The sequence below is a fragment of the Dechloromonas denitrificans genome (assembly GCF_020510665.1).
GTDB classification, from domain to species: Bacteria; Pseudomonadota; Gammaproteobacteria; order Burkholderiales; family Rhodocyclaceae; genus Azonexus; species Azonexus denitrificans_B.
In genome coordinates, this window is the sequence record NZ_CP075187.1 from 473,308 (window position 1) to 496,486 (window position 23,179).

Annotated in this window: 12 protein-coding genes; 9 read left to right on the forward strand and 3 right to left on the reverse strand. The window is 64.8% G+C overall.

Annotated features, from left to right (window positions below; translation table 11 throughout):
- Window positions 1-4 precede the first annotated feature (4 nt).
- Both KI614_RS02290 and KI614_RS02295 read left to right on the forward strand, forming a co-directional pair.
- Complete coding sequence (locus KI614_RS02290) at window positions 5-1,141, forward strand: efflux RND transporter periplasmic adaptor subunit (protein WP_226407559.1); 1,137 nt, start codon at window positions 5-7, stop codon at window positions 1,139-1,141.
- A complete protein-coding gene (locus KI614_RS02295; protein WP_226407561.1) occupies window positions 1,138-4,197 on the forward strand; it encodes an efflux RND transporter permease subunit in 3,060 nt (1,019 codons plus the stop codon). The genes KI614_RS02290 and KI614_RS02295 overlap by 4 nt, the downstream gene beginning before the upstream one ends.
- On the opposite strand, the gene KI614_RS02300 is transcribed toward KI614_RS02295, so the two are convergent.
- Genes KI614_RS02300 through KI614_RS02310 form a run of 3 tightly spaced genes read right to left on the reverse strand, consistent with a single transcriptional unit; the run spans window position 4,177 to window position 11,618 of the window.
- Window positions 4,177-7,851, reverse strand: a complete 3,675-nt coding sequence (locus KI614_RS02300) for a translocation/assembly module TamB domain-containing protein (protein ID WP_226407563.1) — start codon at window positions 7,849-7,851, stop codon at window positions 4,177-4,179. The two genes, KI614_RS02295 and KI614_RS02300, sit on opposite strands and share 21 nt — an antisense overlap.
- Before the next feature lies 1 nt (window position 7,852).
- Window positions 7,853-9,547 carry an autotransporter assembly complex protein TamA gene (locus KI614_RS02305; protein WP_226407565.1) on the reverse strand — a complete coding sequence of 565 codons (1,695 nt, stop codon included), beginning with the start codon at window positions 9,545-9,547 and terminating at the stop codon, window positions 7,853-7,855.
- Window positions 9,548-9,554: 7 nt separating this feature from the next.
- Entirely contained in the window at window positions 9,555-11,618 is a 2,064-nt protein-coding gene (locus KI614_RS02310; protein ID WP_226407567.1) for a site-specific recombinase, read from the reverse strand.
- A 175-nt stretch (window positions 11,619-11,793) separates the two neighbouring features.
- On the opposite strand from KI614_RS02310, the gene KI614_RS02315 reads away from it, so the two are divergent.
- From KI614_RS02315 to KI614_RS02345, 7 genes are all read left to right on the forward strand, one after another.
- The gene (locus KI614_RS02315) at window positions 11,794-12,447 is read left to right on the forward strand and encodes an OmpA family protein (protein WP_203469296.1); all 654 of its coding nucleotides are present in this window, start codon (window positions 11,794-11,796) and stop codon (window positions 12,445-12,447) included.
- 65 nt (window positions 12,448-12,512) lie between these two features.
- Window positions 12,513-14,705, forward strand: coding sequence for a patatin-like phospholipase family protein (locus KI614_RS02320; RefSeq protein WP_226407569.1), 2,193 nt, complete (start codon window positions 12,513-12,515; stop codon window positions 14,703-14,705).
- A gap of 55 nt (window positions 14,706-14,760) precedes the next feature.
- On the forward strand, window positions 14,761-15,447 hold the full coding sequence (locus tag KI614_RS02325; protein ID WP_226407571.1) for a ComEA family DNA-binding protein: 687 nt from the start codon (window positions 14,761-14,763) through the stop codon (window positions 15,445-15,447).
- A gap of 26 nt (window positions 15,448-15,473) precedes the next feature.
- A complete protein-coding gene (locus tag KI614_RS02330) occupies window positions 15,474-18,149 on the forward strand; it encodes a PD-(D/E)XK nuclease family protein (RefSeq protein WP_226407574.1) in 2,676 nt (891 codons plus the stop codon).
- Entirely contained in the window at window positions 18,146-21,553 is a 3,408-nt protein-coding gene (locus KI614_RS02335) for a UvrD-helicase domain-containing protein (protein WP_226407576.1), read from the forward strand. The genes KI614_RS02330 and KI614_RS02335 overlap by 4 nt, the downstream gene beginning before the upstream one ends.
- Window positions 21,554-21,748: 195 nt before the next feature.
- Window positions 21,749-22,411: a substrate-binding periplasmic protein gene (locus KI614_RS02340; protein WP_226407578.1), complete on the forward strand. Its 663-nt coding sequence runs from the start codon at window positions 21,749-21,751 to the stop codon at window positions 22,409-22,411.
- A complete protein-coding gene (locus KI614_RS02345) occupies window positions 22,411-23,178 on the forward strand; it encodes a substrate-binding periplasmic protein (protein WP_226407580.1) in 768 nt (255 codons plus the stop codon). The genes KI614_RS02340 and KI614_RS02345 overlap by 1 nt, the downstream gene beginning before the upstream one ends.
- The last annotated feature ends 1 nt before the right edge of the window (window position 23,179 follow it).

Genomic DNA, 23,179 nt, shown 5'->3' on the forward strand with positions numbered 1-23,179 from the left:
TGGCATGAAAATCAATTTACCGGCAGCCCTTTCCGGGCGCAAATTTCTTTGGGTGGCTGGGGTGGCCTTGCTGGCCGGCGCCGGTTTTGTCGTTTTTTCCGGCGGCCAGCCTGCACCGCAGGCCGCGCTCCCGGCGAAAGCGGCCAAGCCGGCCTTGACCGTCAGCCTGGTTGCGCCGCAGCAGCAGGATTGGGCCCAGTTGATTCCGGCCAATGGCAACGTGGTGGCCTGGCAGGAAGCCGTGATCGGCCCGGAAATCAGCAATTACCGGATTGCCGAGGTCAAGGTCCAGGTCGGTGAGCGGGTCAAGAAAGGCCAGGTGCTGGCGCGCATTGCCAGCGATACCGTCGCCAGCGAACTGGCCGAGGTTCGTGCTGCGGTGGCCGAAATCGAGGCCAGTGCCGCCGAGGCGAAAAGCAACAGCGAGCGGGCGACGGAGTTGAAAACCAAGGGGTTTTACAGCACCCAGTTGCACACCCAGTATCAGACCGCCGATCACACGGCGCAGGCCCGTCTTGCAGCCGCTCGCGCCCGTTTGCAGGCGGCCGAGTTGAAAATGGGCAAGACGGCGGTGCTGGCGCCGGACGATGGCGTGATTTCGGCCAGCGGCGCGGTGGTCGGTTCATTGACGCAAAGCGGCCAGGAGTTGTTTCGCCTGATTCGGGGCGGGCGTCTGGAATGGCGCGCTGAAGTGCCGGCGGCCGATCTGGCCCGGATTCAGCCGGGCGTGCCGGCCCGTCTGAGCAATCCGGCCGGTGAAATTGTCCAGGGTCAAGTCCGGACGGTGGCGCCGAGCGTCGATGCGCAAACGCGCAACGGCCTGGTCTATGTTGATCTGCCGGCCAGCCCGGCAGTACGGGCCGGCATGTTCGCGCGCGGCGAGTTTGCGCTGGCGGCCAGCCCGGCATTGACCCTGCCGCAAACCGCCTTGGTTCTGCGCGAAGGTTTTGCCTATGTTTTCCGCTTCGATGGCGAAAGCCGCGTTGCCCAGACCAAGGTGCTGACCGGCAGGCGTCAGGGCGAGCGGGTTGAAATCGTTTCGGGGCTGGATGCCTCGGCCCGTGTGGTCGAGCGCGGCGCCGGCTTCCTGGCCGATGGAGACACGGTCAAGATCAGCCCTGCCGACGGCAAAGCGCAATGAACGTTTCTTCCTGGTCCATCCGGAACCCGATTCCGGCCATCCTGCTGTTCATCATGCTGACGCTGTTCGGCAGCATGGCGTTCCGGGCGATGAAGATCCAGCAGTTCATGGATATCGACCTGCCGACTGTGACGGTCACGGCCAGCCTGCCCGGTGCCGCGCCGGCCCAGATGGAAACCGAGGTGGCGCGCAAGATCGAGAATTCGGTGGCCACGCTGCAGGGCATCAAGCACATCTACACCAAGGTGCAGGATGGGACGGCCATCGTGACCGTCGAGTTCCGCCTCGAAAAGGGAACGCAGGAGGCGGTCGACGACGTGCGCGACGCCGTTTCGCGCATCCGCTCTGATTTGCCGGGCGATCTGAAGGATCCGGTGATCAGCAAGATGAATCTTGCCGGTGCGCCCATCCTGACCTATACCGTGGCTTCCAGCCGGATGGATGACGAAGCGCTGTCGTGGTTCGTCGATAACACCGTGACCAAGGCCATTCTCAGTGTGCGTGGTGTCGGTGCCGTATCGCGCGTCGGCGGCGTGACGCGCGAGGTGCATGTCGAACTCGATCCGGCCAAGCTGCTCGCCCTGAAAGCGACGGCGGCCGATATTTCGCGGCAGTTGCGGCGCATCCAGCAGGAAGCTTCGGGCGGACGTTCCGACGTCGGCGGCATCGAACAGTCGGTGCGTACCATCGCCACGGTGCAGTCGGCTGCAGAGTTGGCGTCGATGGATATCACCCTGTCGGATGGCCGGCAGATTCGTCTCGATCAGGTAGCGCGGATCAGCGATACGGTCGGCGAGCAGCGTTCGGCGGCACTGCTCAACGGCCAGCCGGTGGTCGGCTTCGAGATCGTGCGCAGCCGGGGGGCCGGCGAGGTGGAACTGGCCAGCAACGTGCGGCTGATGCTCGACCGTTTGAAAGCTGATTACCCCGACATCACGATCACCGAAGCTTTCAATTTCGTCGATCCGGTCGAGGAAAACTTCACCGGCTCGATGTCCTTGCTGATCGAGGGCGCGGTACTCGCCGTCATCGTCGTGCTGCTTTTCCTGCGCGACTGGCGGGCGACGCTGGTCTCGGCGACGGCACTGCCGCTGTCGATCATTCCGGCCTTCGGCGTGATGTACCTGATGGGTTTCTCGCTCAATGTCGTGACCTTGCTGTCGATGTCGCTGGTCGTCGGCATCCTGGTCGATGACGCGATTGTCGAGATCGAAAACATCATGCGCCACCTGCGCATGGGCAAGACACCGTTCCAGGCGGCGATGGAGGCGGCGGATGAGATCGGCCTGGCGGTGATTGCGACGACCTTCACGCTGATTGCCGTATTCCTGCCGACTGCCTTCATGAGCGGCGTGCCGGGCAAATTCTTCGTCCAGTTCGGGTGGACCGCGGCAATCGCCGTTTTCTTCTCGCTCGTTGTTGCCCGTATGCTGACGCCGATGATGGCGGCCTACATCCTCAAACCGCCGAGCAAGGACGAACACGAGCCGCGCTGGATGACCGTCTACGCCGGCTGGGCCGCGTGGTGCCTGAAACACCGGATCGTGACGCTGCTTGCCACGACCGTCTTTTTCTTCGGTTCCTTTGCGCTGGTGCCCTATTTGCCGACCGGCTTTCTGCCGCCGGATGACCTGTCGCAAACGCAGGTTTACCTCTCGCTGGCGCCGGGCAGTACCTTCGAGGAGAGCCGTGCAATGGCTGAAAAGGCACGCTTGATCGTCGAGAAAAACCCGCATGTGAAACTGGTCTACACGGCGATCGGTGGCGGTGCTGCCGGTAGCGATCCCTTTGCGCCGCGTGGTGCGGCGGAGGTGCGCAAGGCAACGCTGACGATCAATCTGACGCCGCGCCAGCAGCGTGGCGGTGTAACCAAACAGTCGGTCGAGCGCGATCTGCGCGAGGGCCTGGCTGATTTGCCCGGCGTCCAGGTCAAGGTCGGGTTGGGCGGCTCGAATGAAAAATACGTGCTGGTGCTGGCCAGCGAAAACGGGCCGTTGCTGGCCGAGCATGCCCGTCTGGTCGAGCGCGAATTGCGCGGCATTCCCGGTGTCGGGGCGATTACTTCAACCGCCAGCCTGGTCCGCCCAGAACTGGTGGTGCGCCCCGATTTTGCCCGTGCCGCCGATCTCGGCGTGACCTCGGCGGCGATTGCCGAAGTGCTGCGCATTGCCACGGCCGGTGATTACGATCAGGGGCTGGCCAAGCTCAATCTGGCCCAGCGCCAGATTCCGATCATCGTCAAATTGCCGCCCGATGCGCGTCAGGATTTGAGCCTGCTGGAGCGGTTGACCGTGCCAGGCAAGCATGGCCCGGTGATGATCGCCAATGTTGCGTCGCTGAGCATTGCCGGCGGCCCGGCCGAGATCGATCGCTACGACCGTCTGCGCAACATCAACTTTGAAATCGAGTTGAACGGCCAGCCGCTCGGTGAAGTCGAGAAACAGGCACTGGCCTTGCCCAGCCTGCGCGAACTGCCGCCCGGCGTACTCCAGACGACGGTCGGCGATGCCGAGGCGATGGGCGAGCTGTTCCAGAGTTTCGGGCTGGCCATGCTGACCGGTGTGCTGTGCATCTACGTCGTGCTGGTCCTGCTGTTCAAGGATTTCGTCCAGCCGGTGACCATTCTCGCCGCGCTGGTTCTGTCGGTGCCGGGCGCTTTCCTCGCGTTGTTCGTGACGCATACGGCGCTGTCGATGCCGTCGATGATCGGCTTGATCATGCTGATGGGCATCGCCACGAAAAACTCCATCCTGCTTATCGACTACGTCATTTTGGCCCGGCGCGATCACGGCCTCGACCGCTGGAGCGCGCTGCTCGATGCCTGTCGCAAGCGCGCCCGGCCGATTGTCATGACGACGGTGGCGATGGGCGCCGGGATGATGCCGATTGCGCTGGGCATCGGCACCGATCCGAGCTTCCGCGCACCGATGGCGATTGTCGTGATCGGCGGCCTGATCACCTCGACCTTCCTCAGCCTGCTCGTCGTGCCGGTTGTCTTTACCTATGTCGATGACCTGATTGCCCTGCTCGGGCGATCACTGGGCCGTCGTCGCTGAGCGGCCGTTCAGCGGTCTGGCCGGGCGCCCGAAGGTCAGGGTGTAGAACAGGTCGAGCGCATTGTCGCTGCCGGCCCGGCCGATGACCGAAATCTGGCGGTTCAGGTTGACCGTCAGCTTGACGACGCTCTCGGCCTTGCCGAGCGCCTGCTCGTAACTCAGCACGGCATTCGACGATAGTCGCTTGCCGACGCTGAGAATCTGGTTGCCCGTTGTGCTGGCTGTATCCACGCTACTGGCGGCGACACGGCTGGTTCGCTGACGGCCGCCGGCATCGCCGACTTGTCCGCTGCGCACACCGAATTCGTCGATCCCGAAACTGCTCTTGAGTTGCTGGATGACGTTGCCCGAATCGTTGCCGAGCAGCCCGCTGGCGGCCGACAGCAAGACGCTGGCGTCGCCGGCCCCGACCTGTTCCGGACCGTGACCGAGAACCAGCCAGGCCAGCTTTTCGGCTTCCGGCAGTTCCGGGTCGGAAATCAGCCGGATGACCGGTTTACGGGCGCTGCCGCTGATCTGGACGCCGGGCTCGACGGCGAGTCCGGTCCGTACGGCACGCACATCGAGTGTCGGATTGTCGAGCAGCCCCTGAAAGCTGAGTACGCCGCGCTCGATGCTGAGTTGCTGGCCGTAGGCGTCGAAACGTCCATCCCGCATCCGGATATTGCCGCTTGCCCGCGGCAGGTCGCGCCCTTCGGCACGCAGGCGGAGATCGCCGCTCAGGCGGGTGGACAGGCCGGCGCCGCGGAACAGGAAGTGCTGGCCGAAATCGGCGCCGAGGTCGAGATCGAGCCGCGGCCGGGGTTTGCTGGCCGCCGGGTCGGCGTATTTCGACTTGATCACGACGTCGTCGGACAGGCGCGGCGTACCCATCTGGGCCAGCTGCCAGTAACCGGCATCGACCGCCAGCTTGCCGCGTACCGAGAGTGCCGCGTCTTGCAGCGTCAGTCGGCCGTCGCCGGAAATGGCCACCCACTGGTCGGGCAACTGGTAGAGGCCGAAGCGGTCGAGATGGACATCGAGGAATGCCTTGTCTGCTGCCGTGCTGCGGTCGACGCGCATTTCGCCGCTAATTTCAAGCCGCCCGGGGCGCCGGACAAGTTGTTGCAGCGTTGCGTCATCGCTCCGTTGCAGCGCGCGCGGCAGGGCTTGCAGCACGCTGTCGAAGCTCAGGCGGGTGACGCGCAGCAGATTGTCGGTCATGCTCACGTCGAGTTCGCCGTTGGCCAGCGCCAGCCCCTGATCGGCCACTTTGAGACTCAGCGAATCGCCCTTGAATTGACCGGAAACGAGCGGCTGCGCCGGGCTGCCGGCCAGCTTGAGGCGACCTTTGAGCCGCCCGGCGATGTGAATCCGTTCGCCCAGCCATTCACCCAGCCAACCGAGGTCCTTGCTGTCGGTTTGTAGTTCGCCCAGCCAGCGGGCATCCGGATCGATCTGCCAGGCGCTGCGCATCGTTGCATCAAGCTGCCCGTCGAGTTGTCCGAGGCGCTCGCCCTGGCCGTGCACGCTTGCCTTCAGATGCTGGCGGTCGGCGCCGGCTTGCAGGTTGAGCTGCCAGCGCTGCTGGCCGCTGCCGTCGCCGCCCAGTTGCAGCGGACCCAGCTGCCATGCCGCCGGGTTGGCCGTCAGTGGTGCCGGCTGGGTCAGGTGGAAGTTGCGCTGCTTTTCTTCACTGTTCAGCGTCAACTCAGTCAGTTGCCCGCGCCAGTCTGGCTGCGCCTTGTTGCCGCCCAGCGCGCCATTCAGCGCCAGTTTGATCTCGTCACGCCCGAAACCCTGGGCGCTGGCCGTCAGGCGGTGCGCTTGCTGGCTGCCATCCAGTTGCAGCTTGATATTGCGGACGATGTCGCGCTGCTCGGCGCTATCCAGCGCGGCGAGCGCCATCGTCACGCGAAGCGGCGCACTCGGGGCGCTGCCCAGCGTGGCGGCAAGGTTCAGTCCCTTGAGTCGTCCAAGGCCGCGACGGGCAAGGCCGGGCGTCTCCAGCGTGGCCGAAAGCAGGTTCTGGTCGCGTTCGCTGCTCAGGCCGAACTGTCCGTTGAGGCTGCCTTCAATGCCGTAGGGATCGAGTCTGGGGGCGTCGAGCCTGATCTTGAGATGGTCGCCAGGGCGGCCGAAAGCGCCGCTGCCGGTCAGTCGGTTGGGGCCGGCGACCAGTTGCAGATCAAGATTCGGGATGCGTGGCCAGGCGATGTTCAGGTTGCCTTTGCCGCTCAAGGGCTGGCCGGCAAGACGGCTATTGTCGAGGTCGAAACGGGCGTTGATCGTGGCTTGCGGCTCAAGTCGGCCGTCGGCCGAGAAGCGGGCATTGATCTGCGCTTCCGGCAGCCGGGCAAAGCGGCTCGGGTCAAAGCCGTGCAATTCACCCTGCCCGTTGAAACTCATGGCCGGCCCGAGATCGAGCCAGCCTTCGGCATTCAGGCGGGCCGTGCCGTGTTGCAATGACAGTCGCTGCACAACCAGTCGGCGGTCGGCATGGCGGGCTTCGGCGCTGATCTGGGACAGCGGGTCGCGCAAGTCGAGCTTGAGGTCTTGTTGCGTTGGGGCCAGGCGCGCCGAAATCGGCCCGGCAAGCCGGGTAGACCGCAGCATCGAGAAAACTCTTGCCGCATCGACCTGGCGTGCCTGCAGATCGAGGTCGAGGATGCCGGAGGCCAGTCGGGCTTCGCCGGCCAGCGTTGCCCGACCGGGCAGGCGGGCTTCGATTTGGCTGAAAGTCAGGACCCCGGCTTGCCAGGCAAAGCGGCTGCCCAGGTTTTCCAGCGGTAGTTGCTGCCGGTCGAGCGGGCCGGGGCGCGCATTGTCGATGCGGAAATGGCCGCTCAGGCGTTGGGTGTCGCCTGCTTCCGGCCGCAGTTCGCCGCGCAGGGCGAGGCGGGCCGAGGGTGCGCCGGCTTGCCAGGCGGCTGGATCGAGTTCGTCGAGCGCCAGGCTGGCCTGTTGCAACAGGGCCGGCGCGAATGGCGTGAGCGTGGCTGCCGCCTTGCCCTGCAGCCCGGCCTCGGCACGGGCGTCGAGGCTGATCGCGGCCAGTTGGCCGGCAACGCTCAGCCTGAGTTGTAGTGGATGCGCGTCAAGTTGTCCGTTGAGAACGGCCTCGCCCGACAGCACAAAGGGGGCGTTGCCGGCCAGCCTCAGTCGAGCGTCGAGCCGGGTGTCGCCGCTGCGGGCGCTGAATGCTTCAAGTCGGTGCTCGGTGCCATCGCTGTGCAGCCGGGCTTCGATCTGCCGCACGGCCGGCAGCGTGCCGTAGCGCAAGGTGGAAATGGCGATCCGTTCGAGGTCGACCGCGACAGGCAGGCCGAGGTCGGCCGGTGGCTGGGCCGGCGTATCGCTTGCCGCGCTGTCTATCGTCAGGCGGTCGATGCTCAGTTCGCCAACCTGCAGGCGGCGTTCGAGTAATTGCCGCGGCGACCAGTCGATGTGCAGGCCCTTCGCCTCGATCTGCAGGTCGGGAGTCTGCCAGCGCAGTTCGTCGATTTGCAGCGGGCCGCTCAGCCGGCCGTGCAGACCGTTCAGCACGAGATGGCCGCCGCTGGCCTGAACCAGCAGCGCACTGCCGGCCTGCAGGCCGCTCTGGCTGTTGACCAGCCACCACAGGGCCAGCCCCGGCGCGAGCAGCAGTGTCAGGAGGATCAGCCGGCGGCGCATGTCAGAAAGGAATGGCCAGTGCGAAATGCAGCTGGATGTCGGCCGTGCGTTGGCCATAAGCCAGATCGACGCCGAGGGGTCCGGCCGGGCTGCGCCAGCGCGCGCCCAGCCCGTAACCGAGCGCCATTTTGGCCTTCTGCAAGGCGTCGACCGCGTCACCGGCATCGACAAAGGCGGCGATGCCCCAGCTTTCGTTGAGCCAGTGGGTCGCCTCGGCGCTGAGCACGCCGAGATAGCGCCCGCCGACCACCGCCGAGCCTTCGCGGACGCCCAGGCTTTGGTAGGCGTAACCGCGTACCGAGCCGGTGCCGCCGGTGCGGAACAGGTAATCCTGCGGAATGCCCTGGCGCGAATCGGCCAGGGTGTAGCCGATCTCACCGCGCAAGGTCAGCGTATCGACCTTGCCGAGCGGAATAAAATACTGGACGCGCGAATGCAGCCGGACAAAATCACGGTCGGCCAGCACCGCCTTGCTGGCGCCGCCGACCTGCATCTGCAGGACGATGCCGCGATGCGGGTCGAGCAGGTTATCCACCTGACGCCAGGTCCACATCACATTCGGGACCAGCGCCTGGCTCCGCGTTTCGAGTGCGCCGTCGGGCTGGCGACGCTCTTCCTGCCAGTTGAGCGAGAGGCGTTGTTCGATGCTGCCGCGTTGCTCGACGCGTTGCACGCCAAAGCCGTAGCGTTCGGTGCGCAAGCCCTGGATGTCGGTGCCTTCCGCCATCAGGCCGACGCTGTGGCGGCGGGCCTTGTCGTCGGGTGGAAAGAAAATGTCGCTGTAAGCCGTCTGCTTTTTTTGTTCGAGCCGCAAGCCGGTATCGAACTCCCAGGCCTGCCGGAAGAGATCCGGTGTGTGATAGTTGGCTTCGACCCGGGCGCCGGTATTCGAACTGGCGCCGACCCCGAAGGCCAGCCGGTGGGCCGGCCGTTCGCGGACGCGCAGGATGACCGGCGCACTGACTTCGCCGTCGGCGTCGGGCGCGGTATCGCGCTCGATATCGATCTGGATCGAACTGAAATAAGGCGTCGCTTGCAGGGTGTTTTGCAAGCTGCCCAGCCGAGCTTCGCTATAGGGCGTGCCGGGAGTGACCTCACGGTTGTAGCGGGCGATCAGCGCCGGCGAGTAACGCTGCAATCCTTCGATGCGCAATTCGCCGAAACGGTAGCGCGGGCCGGCATCGTAATGCGCTTTGAGGTCGGCGCGATGCGTTTCCGGATCGATCTCGGCCTGGCTGTCGATCAGGCGTGCGGCGGCATGATTTTCGGCCAGCAGGGCGGCGAGCAGGTGCTGCTTGGCATCGTTCCAGTCGTTCTGGCGAAACGGCTGGCCGGATGGCAAACCCCAGGCGGCGAGCAGGCTTTCCCTGGTTTTCGGGTCAAGCGGGCCGTCGACCGCGACATCGACACGGTCGACCCGCGTGCGCTGGCCGGGGTCGATACGCAGATGCAAAACCTCGTCGCGCGACTCGACGTCGATCTGCGGTGAAAAATAGCCTTCGGTTGCCAGGATTTCGCTGCTCAGTTGATGGATGCGTGTCGGGCTGGCTTGCTCGTCGTGCGGCAGATAGGGGTCGAGCAGTTCGCCGATCTCGTCGGGCGCCTGAACTTCGAGCGTGACCGCCTGCGCGCCCTGGATAGTGAGCAGCAGGACGAGTGGCAGCAGGGCGAACGGAAGCCGGCGCAGATGCAACACCTTACGCCTAGCCGTGTTGGCCTTCCGGCGCATCTGGCGGCGGCATCAGGAAACTTTTCGGGGCTTGCCGGAAGCGGCGGCCAATGGCCCGGAGCAAGGGTCCCCAATGTTCGAACTGAATGCGCCGGGCGCCGAGTGCGGTACGCAGGGCGAGGGCGAAGCTGACTGCCAGGTTGGTAAAACCGATCGCAGCAATCCCCAGTGCCGCCCAGAGAATGGCCTTGACCGGCAGTTCGAACTGAAAGCCGACCAGGGCATAGCCGAGATTGGCCGACGAAAAGGCGATGTGCCGGATGTCGAGCGGCAAGCCGAGAATGGTACCGATGACGCCGGTCGAACCGAGCATGCAGCCGAACAGGAAATTGCCCATGATCCCGCCCAGGCGTTCCTGGATATAGCTGCCAAAACGTTCGGCGCGGTTTTTGCCCAGCAACCGGCGCAGCCAGCGCAGCCGGGCAATGCGGATGCCGATATCGCTGTAGGCGGCATGGTTGTCGAAGTAGCCGGTCAGCAGGCCGGAGAGAAAAAGATAGAAACCGGCAATCGCCGCGTGCGGCAGGGCCCAGCTGAAAATGTCCAGATCGGCCAGCAGATGCGCACCTTTGCCCAGCGCGATGACCGGTTCGCCGAGCAAATGACCAAGACCGTAAGCCAGGCCGATGGCTACCGGCAGGGCGATCATCACATTGCCGGCAATGGCGGCGAGCTGGCTGCGGAACACGGCGGCGACGAGATCGACCATGCGTTCGAGGTCGGCCTGGCGCGTCGGCTTGATGTCGCCCAGCGCGCTGGCCAGCGTCTGGGCGGTCATCGCCGGTTGCTTGGTGGCCACGGTCATGCCGAGCAGGTAAATCAGCACGAAGCCGAGGCCATAGACCATGCTGAACAGGAAAGCTTCGACAAACAGCGGTGCATGCAGGCCGGCGGCAAAAATCTTGAGCAGCGCCATGCCGCCGATCAGCAGGCCGGCACCGGCGGCCGAATGCCACATGTGGCGGTAATCGCTTTTCGTTTCGCAAATATAGTGCTCGCCGGAACGGGCGGCATTTTCGGTGACGCGCACGGCCAGCAGGCGCGATAGCTGGGTCATGTAAAAGCGCAGGCTGTTGCGCCGGTTTTCGGCCAGAAAGGCCGACCGGGCAAAATCGCCCCAGGCATCAACCGCCCCTTCTCGCGCGGTCGACGCCTGGCTGGCGGTCAAAATGGCGATCAGGTCTTCAATCCGTGCCAGGCTTTGTTCGCTGCGGGCCAGCAGGTAGCTGAGATGCAGGCTGGTACCGATGGTCAGCGCCCGCTTGCGAATGCGCTGCAGGGTGTCGCGGCACTGATCGGCAATCACCAGCAACTGGCTGCCGTCGGCCGGCGGGGCTGCCGGGTCGGCCAGCGCGCTGCGCATTTCGCGGACAAATTCGAGCGCCTCGGCCGAAAGGGCGATGAAACGGGGTGAGTCGTCATCGAAATCGGGCGAGGCACGCATCAGTTCGGATTCCGCGCCGAGGCCGCTGACGCGGTGGGCGAGCAGCATCACGGCATCGAGCATCTGTTCCTGGATGTCGCGCCAGTCAAGGTTGTGCAGGGCTTCAGTCGGTGCCGCAATGGCCCAGAAACGTTGCGTGTATTCGTGCGGTACGCGTTCCAGCCAGCGCCAGTCGTCGGGCCGGTCATAGACGACGTGCAGGCAATCCTTCAGCCGCCGTTCATCCGGCGCCTCCGGCAGGATGCGGTTCCACAGGATGCGCCACCACTCCGAGAAAAAACCGGTGCCCGGCAGAATCCCGCTATCGGTAAAAAACGTGACCAGCCGGCGGGTGGCGATGAAGTGAATGATGTGGCTGCGGAAAGCCGCCTGCAGACCGGGGTCGTTTTCCAGGCGGGTCAGCATGCTGTCGTAGCGTTCGAGGAAACTGTCGTCACGCCGGTTTTTCGGGCGCAAACAGACAACCAGGCGGCGGCTCAGTTCAAGCGAGTCGGCCAGAGGGTCACGAAAGGCAGCCAGTGCATCGCCCAGCGGATCGCTGGCCGGCTGTGGCTTGCCGAGTAGCCAGTTGATAAACGGTTTGATCTGTTGCATGGCTGCGCCTGAAGGATTCTGTCCTGACAGTGAATAGCCATGTTAACTGACAGATGGTCAAAATCAGGCCATTTTGTATGGTTGTTATGTAATCGTCGTCATACGATTCGTAATAGAATCAATCGGATTAACATACAATACGCCGTCTAAATTTTTTGACAGGGACCCCCTCATGATGAATATCGCCAAGAAAACACTGGTTCTCGCCTTGCTGGCCGGTATCGGTTTCGCTGCTACTGCTCAAGAACGCGTTTACGTGATCGACCAGCGCGACGTCGTCGCCAAGTCCGGTTTCGGCCTGTGCTGGCGCACCGGTTACTGGACCCCGGCTGCTGCCGCCAAGGACGCTGCCGGTTGCGAATGCGACAAGGACCTGCTGCCGAAGGAAGCCTGTGAAGCTGCTGCCAAGGGCGCTGCTGGCGGTGCTGCCGTTGCTGGTCCGAAGCCGTCCGGTGAAAAGATCACCGTCGCTGCCGACGCCCTGTTCGACTTCAACAAGGCTGTTCTGCGTCCGGCTGGTAAAGCCAAGCTCGACGAGCTGGTTTCCAAGGCCAAGGCCATCAAGCTGGAAGTGATCCTGGCCGTTGGCCACACCGACCGTATCGGTGGCGATGCCTACAACCAGAAGCTGTCTGAAAAGCGTGCTGCTGCCGTCAAGGAATACCTGGTTTCCAAGGGTATCGAAGCCAACCGTGTTTACACCGAAGGCAAGGGCGAGAAGCAGCCGGTTACCGGCGACAAGTGCAAGGGTAACGGCAAGTCCAAGGCCCTGATCGACTGCCTGCAGCCGGATCGTCGCGTTGACATCGAAGTGATCGGCACCAAGTAATCTGCCGAAGCTTCAACAAAAAGCCCCGCCCAGCGGGGCTTTTTTGTGACACAGGATTTCTCGTCATGCTGAGTTTTTCCGTTGGGTGCCGTCGTCTGGTGCTCGCTGCATTGCTTGTCCCTTGTCTGCTGCAGGCCGCAGAGCCGCCGGTCCGTCCGAAAATCGGTCTGGTGCTTGGCGGCGGCGGGGCGCGCGGAGCGGCACATATTGGCGTGCTTGAAGTGCTGGAGAAAATGCGCGTGCCGGTCGATTGCATCGCCGGGACGAGCATGGGGGCGCTGGTTGCCGGCGCTTATGCGGCCGGGGTGTCGCCGGGCAGCATGCGCCAGCAGATGGCGGCGGCCGACTGGAGCGATATGTTCCTCGATAACCCCGAATACTCGGAGATGAGTTATCGCAACAAGGTCATTTCGCGCCGTTTCCAGCCGGGTTCGGAAACCGGGGTGGTGGCCGATGGCGTGCGCTATCAGCCGGGCGTGGTGGCCGGGCAGAAAATCAAACTCTTTTTCAATGAGCTGGTGCGTGCCAATCAGGGCGAGCGGATCATCGAGCAGTTACCGCTGCCGCTGGCGATCATCGCCACCGATATCGGCAGTGGCGAGCGCGTTGTCTTTCGCGATGGGAGCCTGACCAAGGCGATGCGTGCCAGCATGTCGGTGCCCGGCCTGATGGCGCCGATCGAGCACCAGGGCCGCAAACTGGTCGATGGCGGCCTGGTCGACAACGTTCCGATCGGCGAAGTGCGCAATCTGTGCCAGGCCGATGTAGTGATCGTCGTCAATGTCGGTTCGCCCTTGCTCAAGGCCGACAACGTCGGCTCCTTGCTGACTGTTTCAGCCCAGATGGTGAATATCCTCACCGAGCAGAATGTGACGCGCTCGCTGGCCACGCTGAAGCCGACCGACGTGTATATCAAGCCCGAGCTCGACGGCATCACCGCCGGCGATTTCGAGCGCAATGCCGAGACGGCCGAACTGGGGCGGCGTGCCGCTGAAGCCCTGAGCCAGCGCCTCGCGGCGTTGTCGGTGCCGGAAGCGGCTTATGCCGGCTGGTGGGCAACGATCGCCATGGCCGAGCAGCCGTCGCCGGTCATCGACACGATTGAAGTGGTCGGCCTGAAAAACGTCAATCCGGCCGCTGTCGAACGCCATTTGCACATGCTCTCCGGCGAGCCGCTGAAGCGGACTGAACTGAATCGCGACATTCTGCGCATGTACGGCGACGGTTATTACGAACACGTCGATTACACCGTGCTCAACCAGCGCGACAAGACGCTTTTGCGCGTCATGCCGGTCGAAAAGAACTGGGGGCCGGATTACATCCGCTTTGCGATGAATCTGAATGCCGACACCAGCCAGGGGTCGAACTTCGCCTTGCGCGGCGCTTACCACAAGACCCTGCTCAACGATTTGGGCGCGGAATTGCTGTTGACCGGGGAAATCGGCACGGCCAGCCGGATCGGCGTCAATTACTACCAGCCACTCGATGCCCGCCAGCGCTTTTTTGTCGAAACGGCGCTCGGTTACACCTCCGAGCGGATGAATATCTACCAGGACGACAAACGGATCGCCCAGTATCGTAACAACGAAACCTTCTTCGGGCTGTGGGCCGGGGCGCAGGTCGGCTTGCTCGGCCAGCTCAAGCTCGGCTGGATCGAGCGGCAGCGCAGCGACAGTGTCGAAATCGGCGCGCCATGGCTGCCGGCGGCCAACCAGCGCTTCGGTGGCTGGAAAGCGATGGTCGATTTCGATCAGTTCGACCGGATGTATTTCCCGACCCGGGGCTGGGCATCGCAGATGAGTTATTTCCACTCGCCGGAGCAGGGCTATGACCGGACCGACGTGTCGTTGCAGGGCGCTTATGCATTCGGCCGCACGGTATTCAACGGTCGTCTGCGCTACACCGGATCGCCGGCCGGGCGCCTGCCGTACTACGATTCCGGCACGCTGGGCGGTTTCCTGAATCTGTCGGCCTATGCCAACAATCAGGTGCTGGCCGACGACATCCGCTACGCCGGCCTGCGCGCCGAGCGCATCGTCGGGCGTTTGCCGCTCGGGCTGCGCGGCGACATGCGGATGGGCATGGCGCTGGAGTTTGCCGAAGTCAGCCGCCGCTACACCGAAACGAACAGCAGCCGGGTGCTCAACTCCCTGGCCCTCTATTTTGGCGGCGAAACGCCGATCGGCCCGACTTACCTCGGGCTGGGCGTCTCGACGCAGGGCGTTTCCAACATGTTCCTGTTCATCGGAACCCCCTGAAACGGTGGGTGATGCTGGCATACTCTCAGCCATTTCCCCGCGACTGGAGCAACTCGTGAAAAAACTGCTGATCATGCTCGTCTGGCTGTGCTGTTCGAGCTGGGCGTCGGCCCAGGTCAATATCAACACTGCCGACAAGGAAGCGCTCGACAGCCTGAAGGGCGTCGGGCCGGCCAAGGCGCAGGCGATCATCGACTATCGCCGTAAAAATGGCCCTTTCCGCTCAGTCGATGAACTGCAGAATGTGCCGGGCATCGGTCCGTCGACGCTCAAGGCCCTGCGCAGCGATGTCAGTGTCGGCCCTGAACGTGGCCGTTCCGCACCGGCTGCCATGGCCGAGGCATCGCCTGCCCCCGCCGCCCAGCGTCCGGTTGCACCGGCAGCCCCGGCGCGTCCGGCCTCGCCGGTCAGTGCGCCGGCCCGGCCCCAGGCGGCTGGCCTGCCCCATCCCGCGGCACCGGCCAAACCGGCTGCTGAACGTGCGCAGCCGGCCATGCCTGCTCCGTCTGCCGCAGCCGGCAAAGCCGAGCCGGCCCGTCCGGCCATGCCCCCGCTCGCCAAGCCCGCCACCGTCGCAGCCCCGGCCAGACCCGGTGCCGCCATGCCGGCTCGGCCGGCCGCACCGGCTGCGCCGGCCGGGCATTTGCCGCCATCGCCCGAAACCGCGCCGGTCCGTACGCCCGCCGCACCGGCATCACCGGCTCGTCCGGCGCAGCCGGCCCGGCCTGCTGCGGTCAACTGAGTTTTTTGGTCGAATTCGAGGTTCGTTTGACGCGTTCCCTGCTGCTTTGTGCAACGACACGCCTGGCTCAGACCCGACGTGCCGAACAGCCCGCCGGCCAATCGGTCTGGCCGACCCGCCCGGCCTTGACGCCCGGCCAGTGGCTGGCGACGCTGGCCGATGAAGCCCTGCTGGCCGGGATCGCCGATGTGCCGGAGGTGCTGGACCCTTTCGCCGAACGCCTGCTCTGGGAACAGGTGATCGGCGAATCGCTGACCGAAGCCGCGCCGCTATTCGATTTGCCCGGCATGGCCGCATCGGCGGCCGAAGCCCATGCCCTGGTGCGCATCTGGCAACTGGCGCCGGCCGAAGGCGAGCTGTCGGACGAGGCCCGCCTCTTTCTCGGCTGGCGCCAGGCTTTTCTGCAGGCCTGCGCGGCAGGCGGCTGGATCGACCAGGCGGGGTTGCACTGGCAGTTGATCGGCCTGATCAAAGCCGGGCATTTCGTCTTGCCCGAGGCCGTTGCCTTCGCCGGGTTCGATCGCTACACGCCGCTTGAGCTGAGCCTGATGGCCGCCTTGCGCGGGCGCGGGGTCCTTGTTGAAAACGAGGCTCTCCCGCCGGTCGACCGCAGCAAGGTCGAGGCTTTGCCCTGTCTCGATGCCGAGGCCGAATGTGCCGCCGTGGCCGCCTGGGCGCGCACCCGGCTGGCCGCCAGCCCGACGGCCCGGCTGGGTATCGTGGCCCCCGACCTGGCCAGCCTGCGCGACACGCTGGCCTTTCAGCTGGATGATGCCCTGCATCCGGCGTTGATTCGCCCGGCGGCCAGCGAAGTACCGCGTTGTTTCAATTTCTCGCTCGGCCGCACGCTGGCCGATCTGCCGCTGATCCGTGTCGGGCTCGATCTGCTCGCGCTCGGCAGCAGCCGGGTCAAGGTCGAGCAGCAGCGGCTCAGTGCCTTGCTGCTGGCCGGCGGCTGGTCAGCGGCCGAAGCCGAAGCGGATGGCCGCGCCCGGCTCGACGTGGCGATGCGCCGCGACCTGCCGTACTTCACCAACCTGCCGTCGCTTGTCCGGCTGGCTGAGCGGCTGGCCGAAAATGCCGCGCCACTCTGCCCGCAGACCATTCAGTCGCTGCAGGCTTTCATTGAAACGACCGATCATCTGGCGCGCAAGCAGCTTCCCGGCCAGTGGTCCGGCGCCTTCCGCGCTTGCCTCAAAGCCGCCGGCTGGCCGGGCGACCGAGCCTTGTCGAGTCACGAATTCCAGGCCCGGCGAGCGTTTGGCGAAGTGCTCGACGCCTTTGCCCGGCTCGACGGATTGCTCGGCCCGCTGGCCTTGCATGAAGCGGTGCGGCGTTTGACCCAGCTGTGCCGGCAGCGCATCTTCCAGCCGGAAACGCAGGGCGAGCCGTCGATCCAGGTACTGGGCGTGCTGGAGAGCGCCGGGCTGGCGTTCGATGCGCTGTGGGTGATGGGGATGAATGACGACGTCTGGCCGCCCGCGCCGCGCCCGAATCCCTTGCTTCCGGCCGAAATGCTGCGGGCCGCCGGTGCGGCGCACGCCAGCGCCGAAGTCGAACTCGATTTTGCCCGCCGTGTGCAGGCCCGGCTGATCACCGCCGCCCCGGACGTCACTTTTTCCTTTTCGCAGGCCAGCGGCAACCGCATCCTGCGGCCCAGCCCGCTGATCGCCGAGGTGCCGCGCACGGCCGTCTGCCCGGTCGTGCAGCCGAGCCTGCTGGCGCAAATGGCACAACAGGCCGGGGCGCTGGCTCGTCTGGCCGATGCCGATGCGCCACCGGTTGCGGCGGGCGAAAAGGTTTCCGGCGGCAGCTGGATTTTGCGGGCGCAGGCGATTTGCCCGGCCTGGGCCTATTTTCAGTTCCGGCTCGCGGCACAGGCGATGGAAACGCCGGTCGAAGGGCTTGATCCGGCGGCCCGCGGCACGCTGGTCCATGAGGCCCTCGAAGCGTTCTGGACGAATGTGCCGAACTCGCAGGCGCTGGCGGCGCTGGATGAGCGTGGCCGAGAGCAGGCGATGGCCGATGCCGTGCGCGCCGCCCTGCAAAATTTCGAACTGGCGCGGCGCATCACCTTGCCGGCTCGTTTCCGTGAACTGGAGGCGGCGCGCCTGGTTCGTCTGCTCGACCTGTGGCTGGCCGTCGAAGCCCGGCGCGGCGTTGATTTCGAGGTGCTGGCCTGCGAGCAGCCGGCCGAAGTCGAGATCGAGCAAATCCGGGTCAAAATGGTCGTCGACCGCATCGACCGGCTGGCCGACGGCCGGCAGGTGATCATCGACTACAAGACCGGCGCCGGCATCGACACCAAGAACTGGGCAGCGCAACGCATCACCGAACCGCAACTGCCGATTTATGCCGCGCTGATCAACGACGAAGTGGCGGCCGTCGTCTTTGCCAAGGTCCTGCTCGACAAGCCGGCGTTTGCCGGCGTGGCCGAAGAAAAGGACATCCTGCCCGGCGTCCAGGGGGTTGGCGACGACAAGCAGAAAATCTTCGATCCCGCCGAGTTTCCCGATTGGGTGGCCGTTGTCACGCACTGGCGCGAACGCCTGCATGCCATCGCCCGCGAGGTCAGGGAAGGGCGCGCCGGCGTCATGCTGGCCGATGAAAAAGCGCTGCAATATTGCGATGTCCTGCCGCTGCTGCGCTTGCCGGAACGGCGTCGCCTGCTGGCCGAGGCACAGGCCGGAGAACAACCATGAATAGCGCGGTCGACCGCCTGCAAGAAGACGATATCGCCCGGCAACGGGCGCTGGCCCTGGCCTCGTTCATTGTCGAAGCCCCGGCCGGAGCCGGCAAAACCGAATTGCTGACGCAGCGTTACCTGCGTCTGCTGGCGGTGGTCGACAACCCGGAAGAAGTCCTGGCGCTGACCTTCACCAACAAGGCCGCGACCGAAATGCGCGACCGCATTCTCGGCAGCCTGGAGCGCGCGGCGAACGGCGAATGGCCCAGCCAGCCGCACAAACAGCTGACTTATGAGCTGGCCAGCGCGGTGCTCCAGCATGATCGCCAGCGGGCCTGGGGCCTGCTCGGTCACCCCGGTCGTTTGCGCATCACGACGATCGATGCCTTGTGCGCCAGCCTGGCCCGGCAAATGCCCTATCTCAGCCGCTTCGGCGCCCAGCCCGGCGTCAGTGGCGAGGCCGAGGCGCACTATGCGACGGCGGTGCGCCGGACGCTGGAAATGGTCGAAGCCGGCAACGCCGATGCCGAGGTGGTCGCCGTGGCGCTGGCGTTCATGGACAACAATGCCGGTCGGCTGGAAAAGCTGCTGATCGCCATGCTCAGCCGGCGCGATCAATGGCTGCATCATGCTTCGCGGATCGAGAGCGGCGCGATGAAGGCCGAGGTTGAAGCCGGGTTTGCCGCACTGGTCGAGCGCGATCTGCAAAGCGTCGCCGAATTGCTCGATGCCGGCTGGCAACAACGCCTGATGCCGCTGGCCCGTTTTGCCGCCGCCAATGTCCCCGAGCTGCTTGCGCCGCTCGCCGACTGGCAGGTGCCGCTTGAGGCCGTCATCGACGACCTGGCGGGCTGGCAGGCGCTGGCCGGTTTGCTGCTGACCGGCGGCGGCACCTGGCGCAAATCGCTGACCAAGAACATCGGCTTCCCGGCCGACAAGCCGTTCAAGCCGCAAAAAGAGGCGATGGCCGAGTTGCTCGGTGATCTTTCCGCGCTGGCCGGCCTTGAGGAAAAGCTCGGCTTGCTGGTCGATTTGCCGCAGCCGGAATTGAGCGATGCCGAGTGGTCGACCGTGGAATGCTTCTCGCGCCTGCTCCGGCTGGCCGCCGGGCAGCTGTGGCTGGTTTTCCAGGAATCCGGCGAAGTCGATTTCATCGAGATCGCCGCCCGGGCCGGTCTGGCGCTGGGCGAGGATGAAGCGCCGACCGATCTGGCCCAGGCACTCGATTACCGGATCCAGCATTTGCTGGTCGATGAATTCCAGGACACCAGTCCGGGCCAGGTCAGCCTGATCCGCAAATTGACCCGCGGCTGGATGCCGGATGACGGACGGACGCTGTTTGTCGTCGGCGATCCGATGCAGTCGATCTACCGCTTCCGCAAGGCCGATGTCGGGCTTTTCCTGCGTGTCCGCGAAGGCGGCATCGGCGACATCCGCCTGAGCCACCTGCGCCTGTTCCGCAACAACCGCTCTTTCCCCGGCATTGTCGATTGGGTCAATGCCAGTTTTCCCCACATTTTTCCGCCGCAGGACAATCCGGCCTCGGGAGCCGTGCGCTATGCCGAGTCGGCGGCCACCCGTCCGGCCGAGCCGGGCAGCGCGGTGGTCGTGCATCCGGTCATCGAACAAGCGGGCGTCGATCCCCATGAGGTCGAAGCCGCCCAGGTGCTGGCGCTGATCCGCCAGACGCAACAGGCGCGGCCGGGCGAACGCATCGCCGTGCTGGTGAGGGCGCGCAGCCACCTGACCCGCCTGGTTGCCGAAATTCGTCGCCATGCACCGGGCTTGCCGTTCCAGGCGGTCGAAATCGAACAGCTGGACGGTCGCCAGCACATTCAGGATCTGCTGACCCTGTTCCATGCCCTGTCGCACCGGGCCGACCGGGTTCATTGGCTGGCCGTGCTGCGTGCGCCGTGGTGTGGCCTGACGCTGGCCGACCTGCATCGGCTGGCAGCCGACGATGCCCAGTCCACGATCTGGCAATTGATGCTCGACGAGGCTCGCCTGTCGACCTTGTCGGAGGATGGGCAGCAGCGCCTGCGCCACGTGCGCAGCGTGCTGGCCGAGGCTTTTGCCGGGCAGGGCCGGCAGCATCCCCGGCGCTGGCTGGAAAGTGTCTGGCTGATGCTGGGCGGGCCGCGTTGCCTGGAGCGCAGCGAGGCACTGGCCGATGTCGCCGCCTTCTTCGGCCTGGTCGATCAACTGGTCGCTGCCCGCAGCCTGTCGCCGGAGACGCTGGCCGTCCAGGTCGCCGAGCTTTTTGCGCCGCCCGACAGCGAAGCGGGCGAGAGTCTGCAGATGATGACCATCCACAAGTCGAAGGGGCTGGAATTCGAAACCGTCATCCTGCCCGGCCTGCATCGCACGCCCAAGGTCAATGAAAGCAGCCTGCTGCTGTGGGACGAGGTGGCCGATGTCGATGGTCGCGAGCACTTGCTGGTTGCGCCGATCAAGGCCAAGGGCGCCGGTCGGGAGGGCGCCACAGCCTACGATTTTCTCAAGAAGCTGGAAAGCGAACGGGCGGCCCACGAAACCGAACGCCTGCTCTACGTCGCGGCGACCCGGGCCATTCGCAGCCTGCACCTGTTCGGCGTCGCCGAGCCGGATGGTGCCGCGGACGACGGACTCAAGCCGCCGGCCGCCAGCACCCTGCTGAAACTGCTCTGGTCCGGCGTGGCGCAACCCGTCTTCGCCGCCGCCCTGCAGTCCTTGCCGGCCAGCGAGGCGCCCGGCAGCACCTTCGATCCGGCCGGTTTCATCCCCGATCTGCTGCGTCTGCCCCGTCCGGAAATGCCGCCGCAGCTGGCCGACGATACTGCGCATGTCCGCCAGCCGGCGCTCAATCCGCTCGACAGCGATGTGGCGGACAGCACGGTATCGCTCGAAGCGTCGGTCGGCACCCTGATTCACCGGGTGCTGGCCCTGATCGTCGATCAGGGATTGCCGGCCTGGTCGGCCGAGCGGGTTGCCCGCCTGGCACCGGCCTACCGTCGCTGGCTGGCGCAGCAGGGGCACGCCGGCGAAGAGGTCGAGAACGGCGTGGCGCAAGTGCTGGCCGGTTTGCAGCGTACCCTGCAAAGCGCAACCGGTCGCTGGCTGCTCGGCGACCATCCCGAGTCGGCCGCCGAACAGGCGTGGAGCAGTCTGGCTGCCGCTGGCCCCGGCCCGGCCCGGCCTGTCACGGTCAACCACGTGATCGACCGGATTTTCGTGGCCGACGGCTGGCGCTGGATCATCGACTACAAAACGGTTCGCCTGGCCGAGAACGAAGGGCCGGACAGCCTGATCCGCCGGGCCGAGGGATTCCGGCCCCAGCTGGAGCGTTACGCAGCCCTGTTCGCCGGACAGGCTATCCCGCTGAAACTGGCGATTTATTTCCCGCTGCAGGATTGCCTGGTCGAAATTCCGTATTCCGGCTGAAACTGCTGCGAACCGGTTTGCTATTTTGGTGAATGTGCCGGCAATGAGCCATGTTCGTCGCGATGAGCTTGTGGTAACTTGCCCGTTAATCCAGCCAAAGGGGGCGTGGTGTTTTTCCGGATGCGCAGTTTCTTCGTGATCGTACTGTTGACGGTCTGTTGGTCTTTGACCGGGCAGGCAGCGGGGGAGCGAGTCTTGCGTGTTGCTGTCCTCGACAACTCCCCGCCGATGGCCTATCGGGACGAACACGGCGAACTGACCGGTTTCAGCATCGGGATCATCCAGGCCATTTGCGAAGAAATGCACGCCAAATGCCTCCTGCAGGTAATTTCCCTCGACCAGACACTCGATGTGCTGGCCAACGGCGAGGCCGATATCGCGGCAATCAGCCTGCTGGATACGCCGGAGCGCCGGCGCCGGATCCTCTTCGCCAAGCCTTATTTTCGTTCGGTATCACTGTGGTTCGCCAAACCCGGCATTGTGCCGGGAAACCCTGCCGCCCGTGTCGCGGTGGTCAGTGGGTCGGCCCAGGAACGTTTCGCCCTGGCGCGGCACTGGCCGGTCCACCCGGTGCGCAGCAACGTCGAACTGCTGGCCCCCTTGCGGGCGGGTCAGGCGAATGCCGCGATTGTGCCGATGAGTTCCGGGCTGAATCTGGTCAAGCAGCCGGAAATGTCGGCCCTGGCCCTGTCGACCACCGTGATGAACGAGCCTGAACTGGGCGGTGATGCCTCGTTTGGTATTTCCCCGCGGCGGGCCGAGTTGAAGGAAGAAATCGATGCGGCGCTTGAGCGCATCAAGCGCAATGGCGCTTATGATCGGATCAATTCCCGGTTTTTGCCTTTCAGGATCAATTGATGCGTTTCATCTTCTTACTGTGCTGCTTTCTCTGTTCCGCCAGCCTGCTTCAGGCCGCCGAATTGCGCGTCGGCATTTCCGCCCAGGATACGACGGGGCGTGCGCAACCGGGGGTGATGACGTTCAACCGCGATCTGGCGCAGGAACTGTGTCGTCGCATCCGCTATAGCTGTGTCACGGTCGACATGCCGTTCAAGCAGATTTTGCCGGCTGTCGTGCAGGGCGACATCCAGCTGGGTTTCGGCAATTACCTGAAAACCCCGGAGCGCGAGACGCAGGTCGGTTTTTCCGACAGCATCTGGCGGGCTTCCTCCCGGCTGGTCGGCAAGCCGAAGGCTTACCGCCGTTTTGCCCCGCCAGCGGGCACAGAGTTCTCGCTCGATACGCTGCACGGGGCGACGGTTGTCGCCGTCGAGGGAAGTCGCCAGATGGCCTACCTCGAACGCATCGCCGCAGCCCAGAAACTGAAGGTCAAAGGCGTGCTTTCGCAGGCCGATGGGGTGGCCATGTTGCGCAAAGGCGAGGCGGATTTCGGTCTGTTTGTCACACTCATCGTCTATGCTTACCTGACCGAGCAAGGCAGTGAAAAACTGGCATTCGTCGGTCCGCCGATGCATGAGCAGGGTTTGGGGGGCAGTGTGCATATCGCTTTGCCCAAGGGAAATGAAGCATTGCGCCTGGCGGTCAATCAAGCCATGGCAGCCATGCGTTCCGACGGGAGCTATCACCGCATCGTGCGGCGCTCGTTCCCCTTCAGTCTCGATTAGG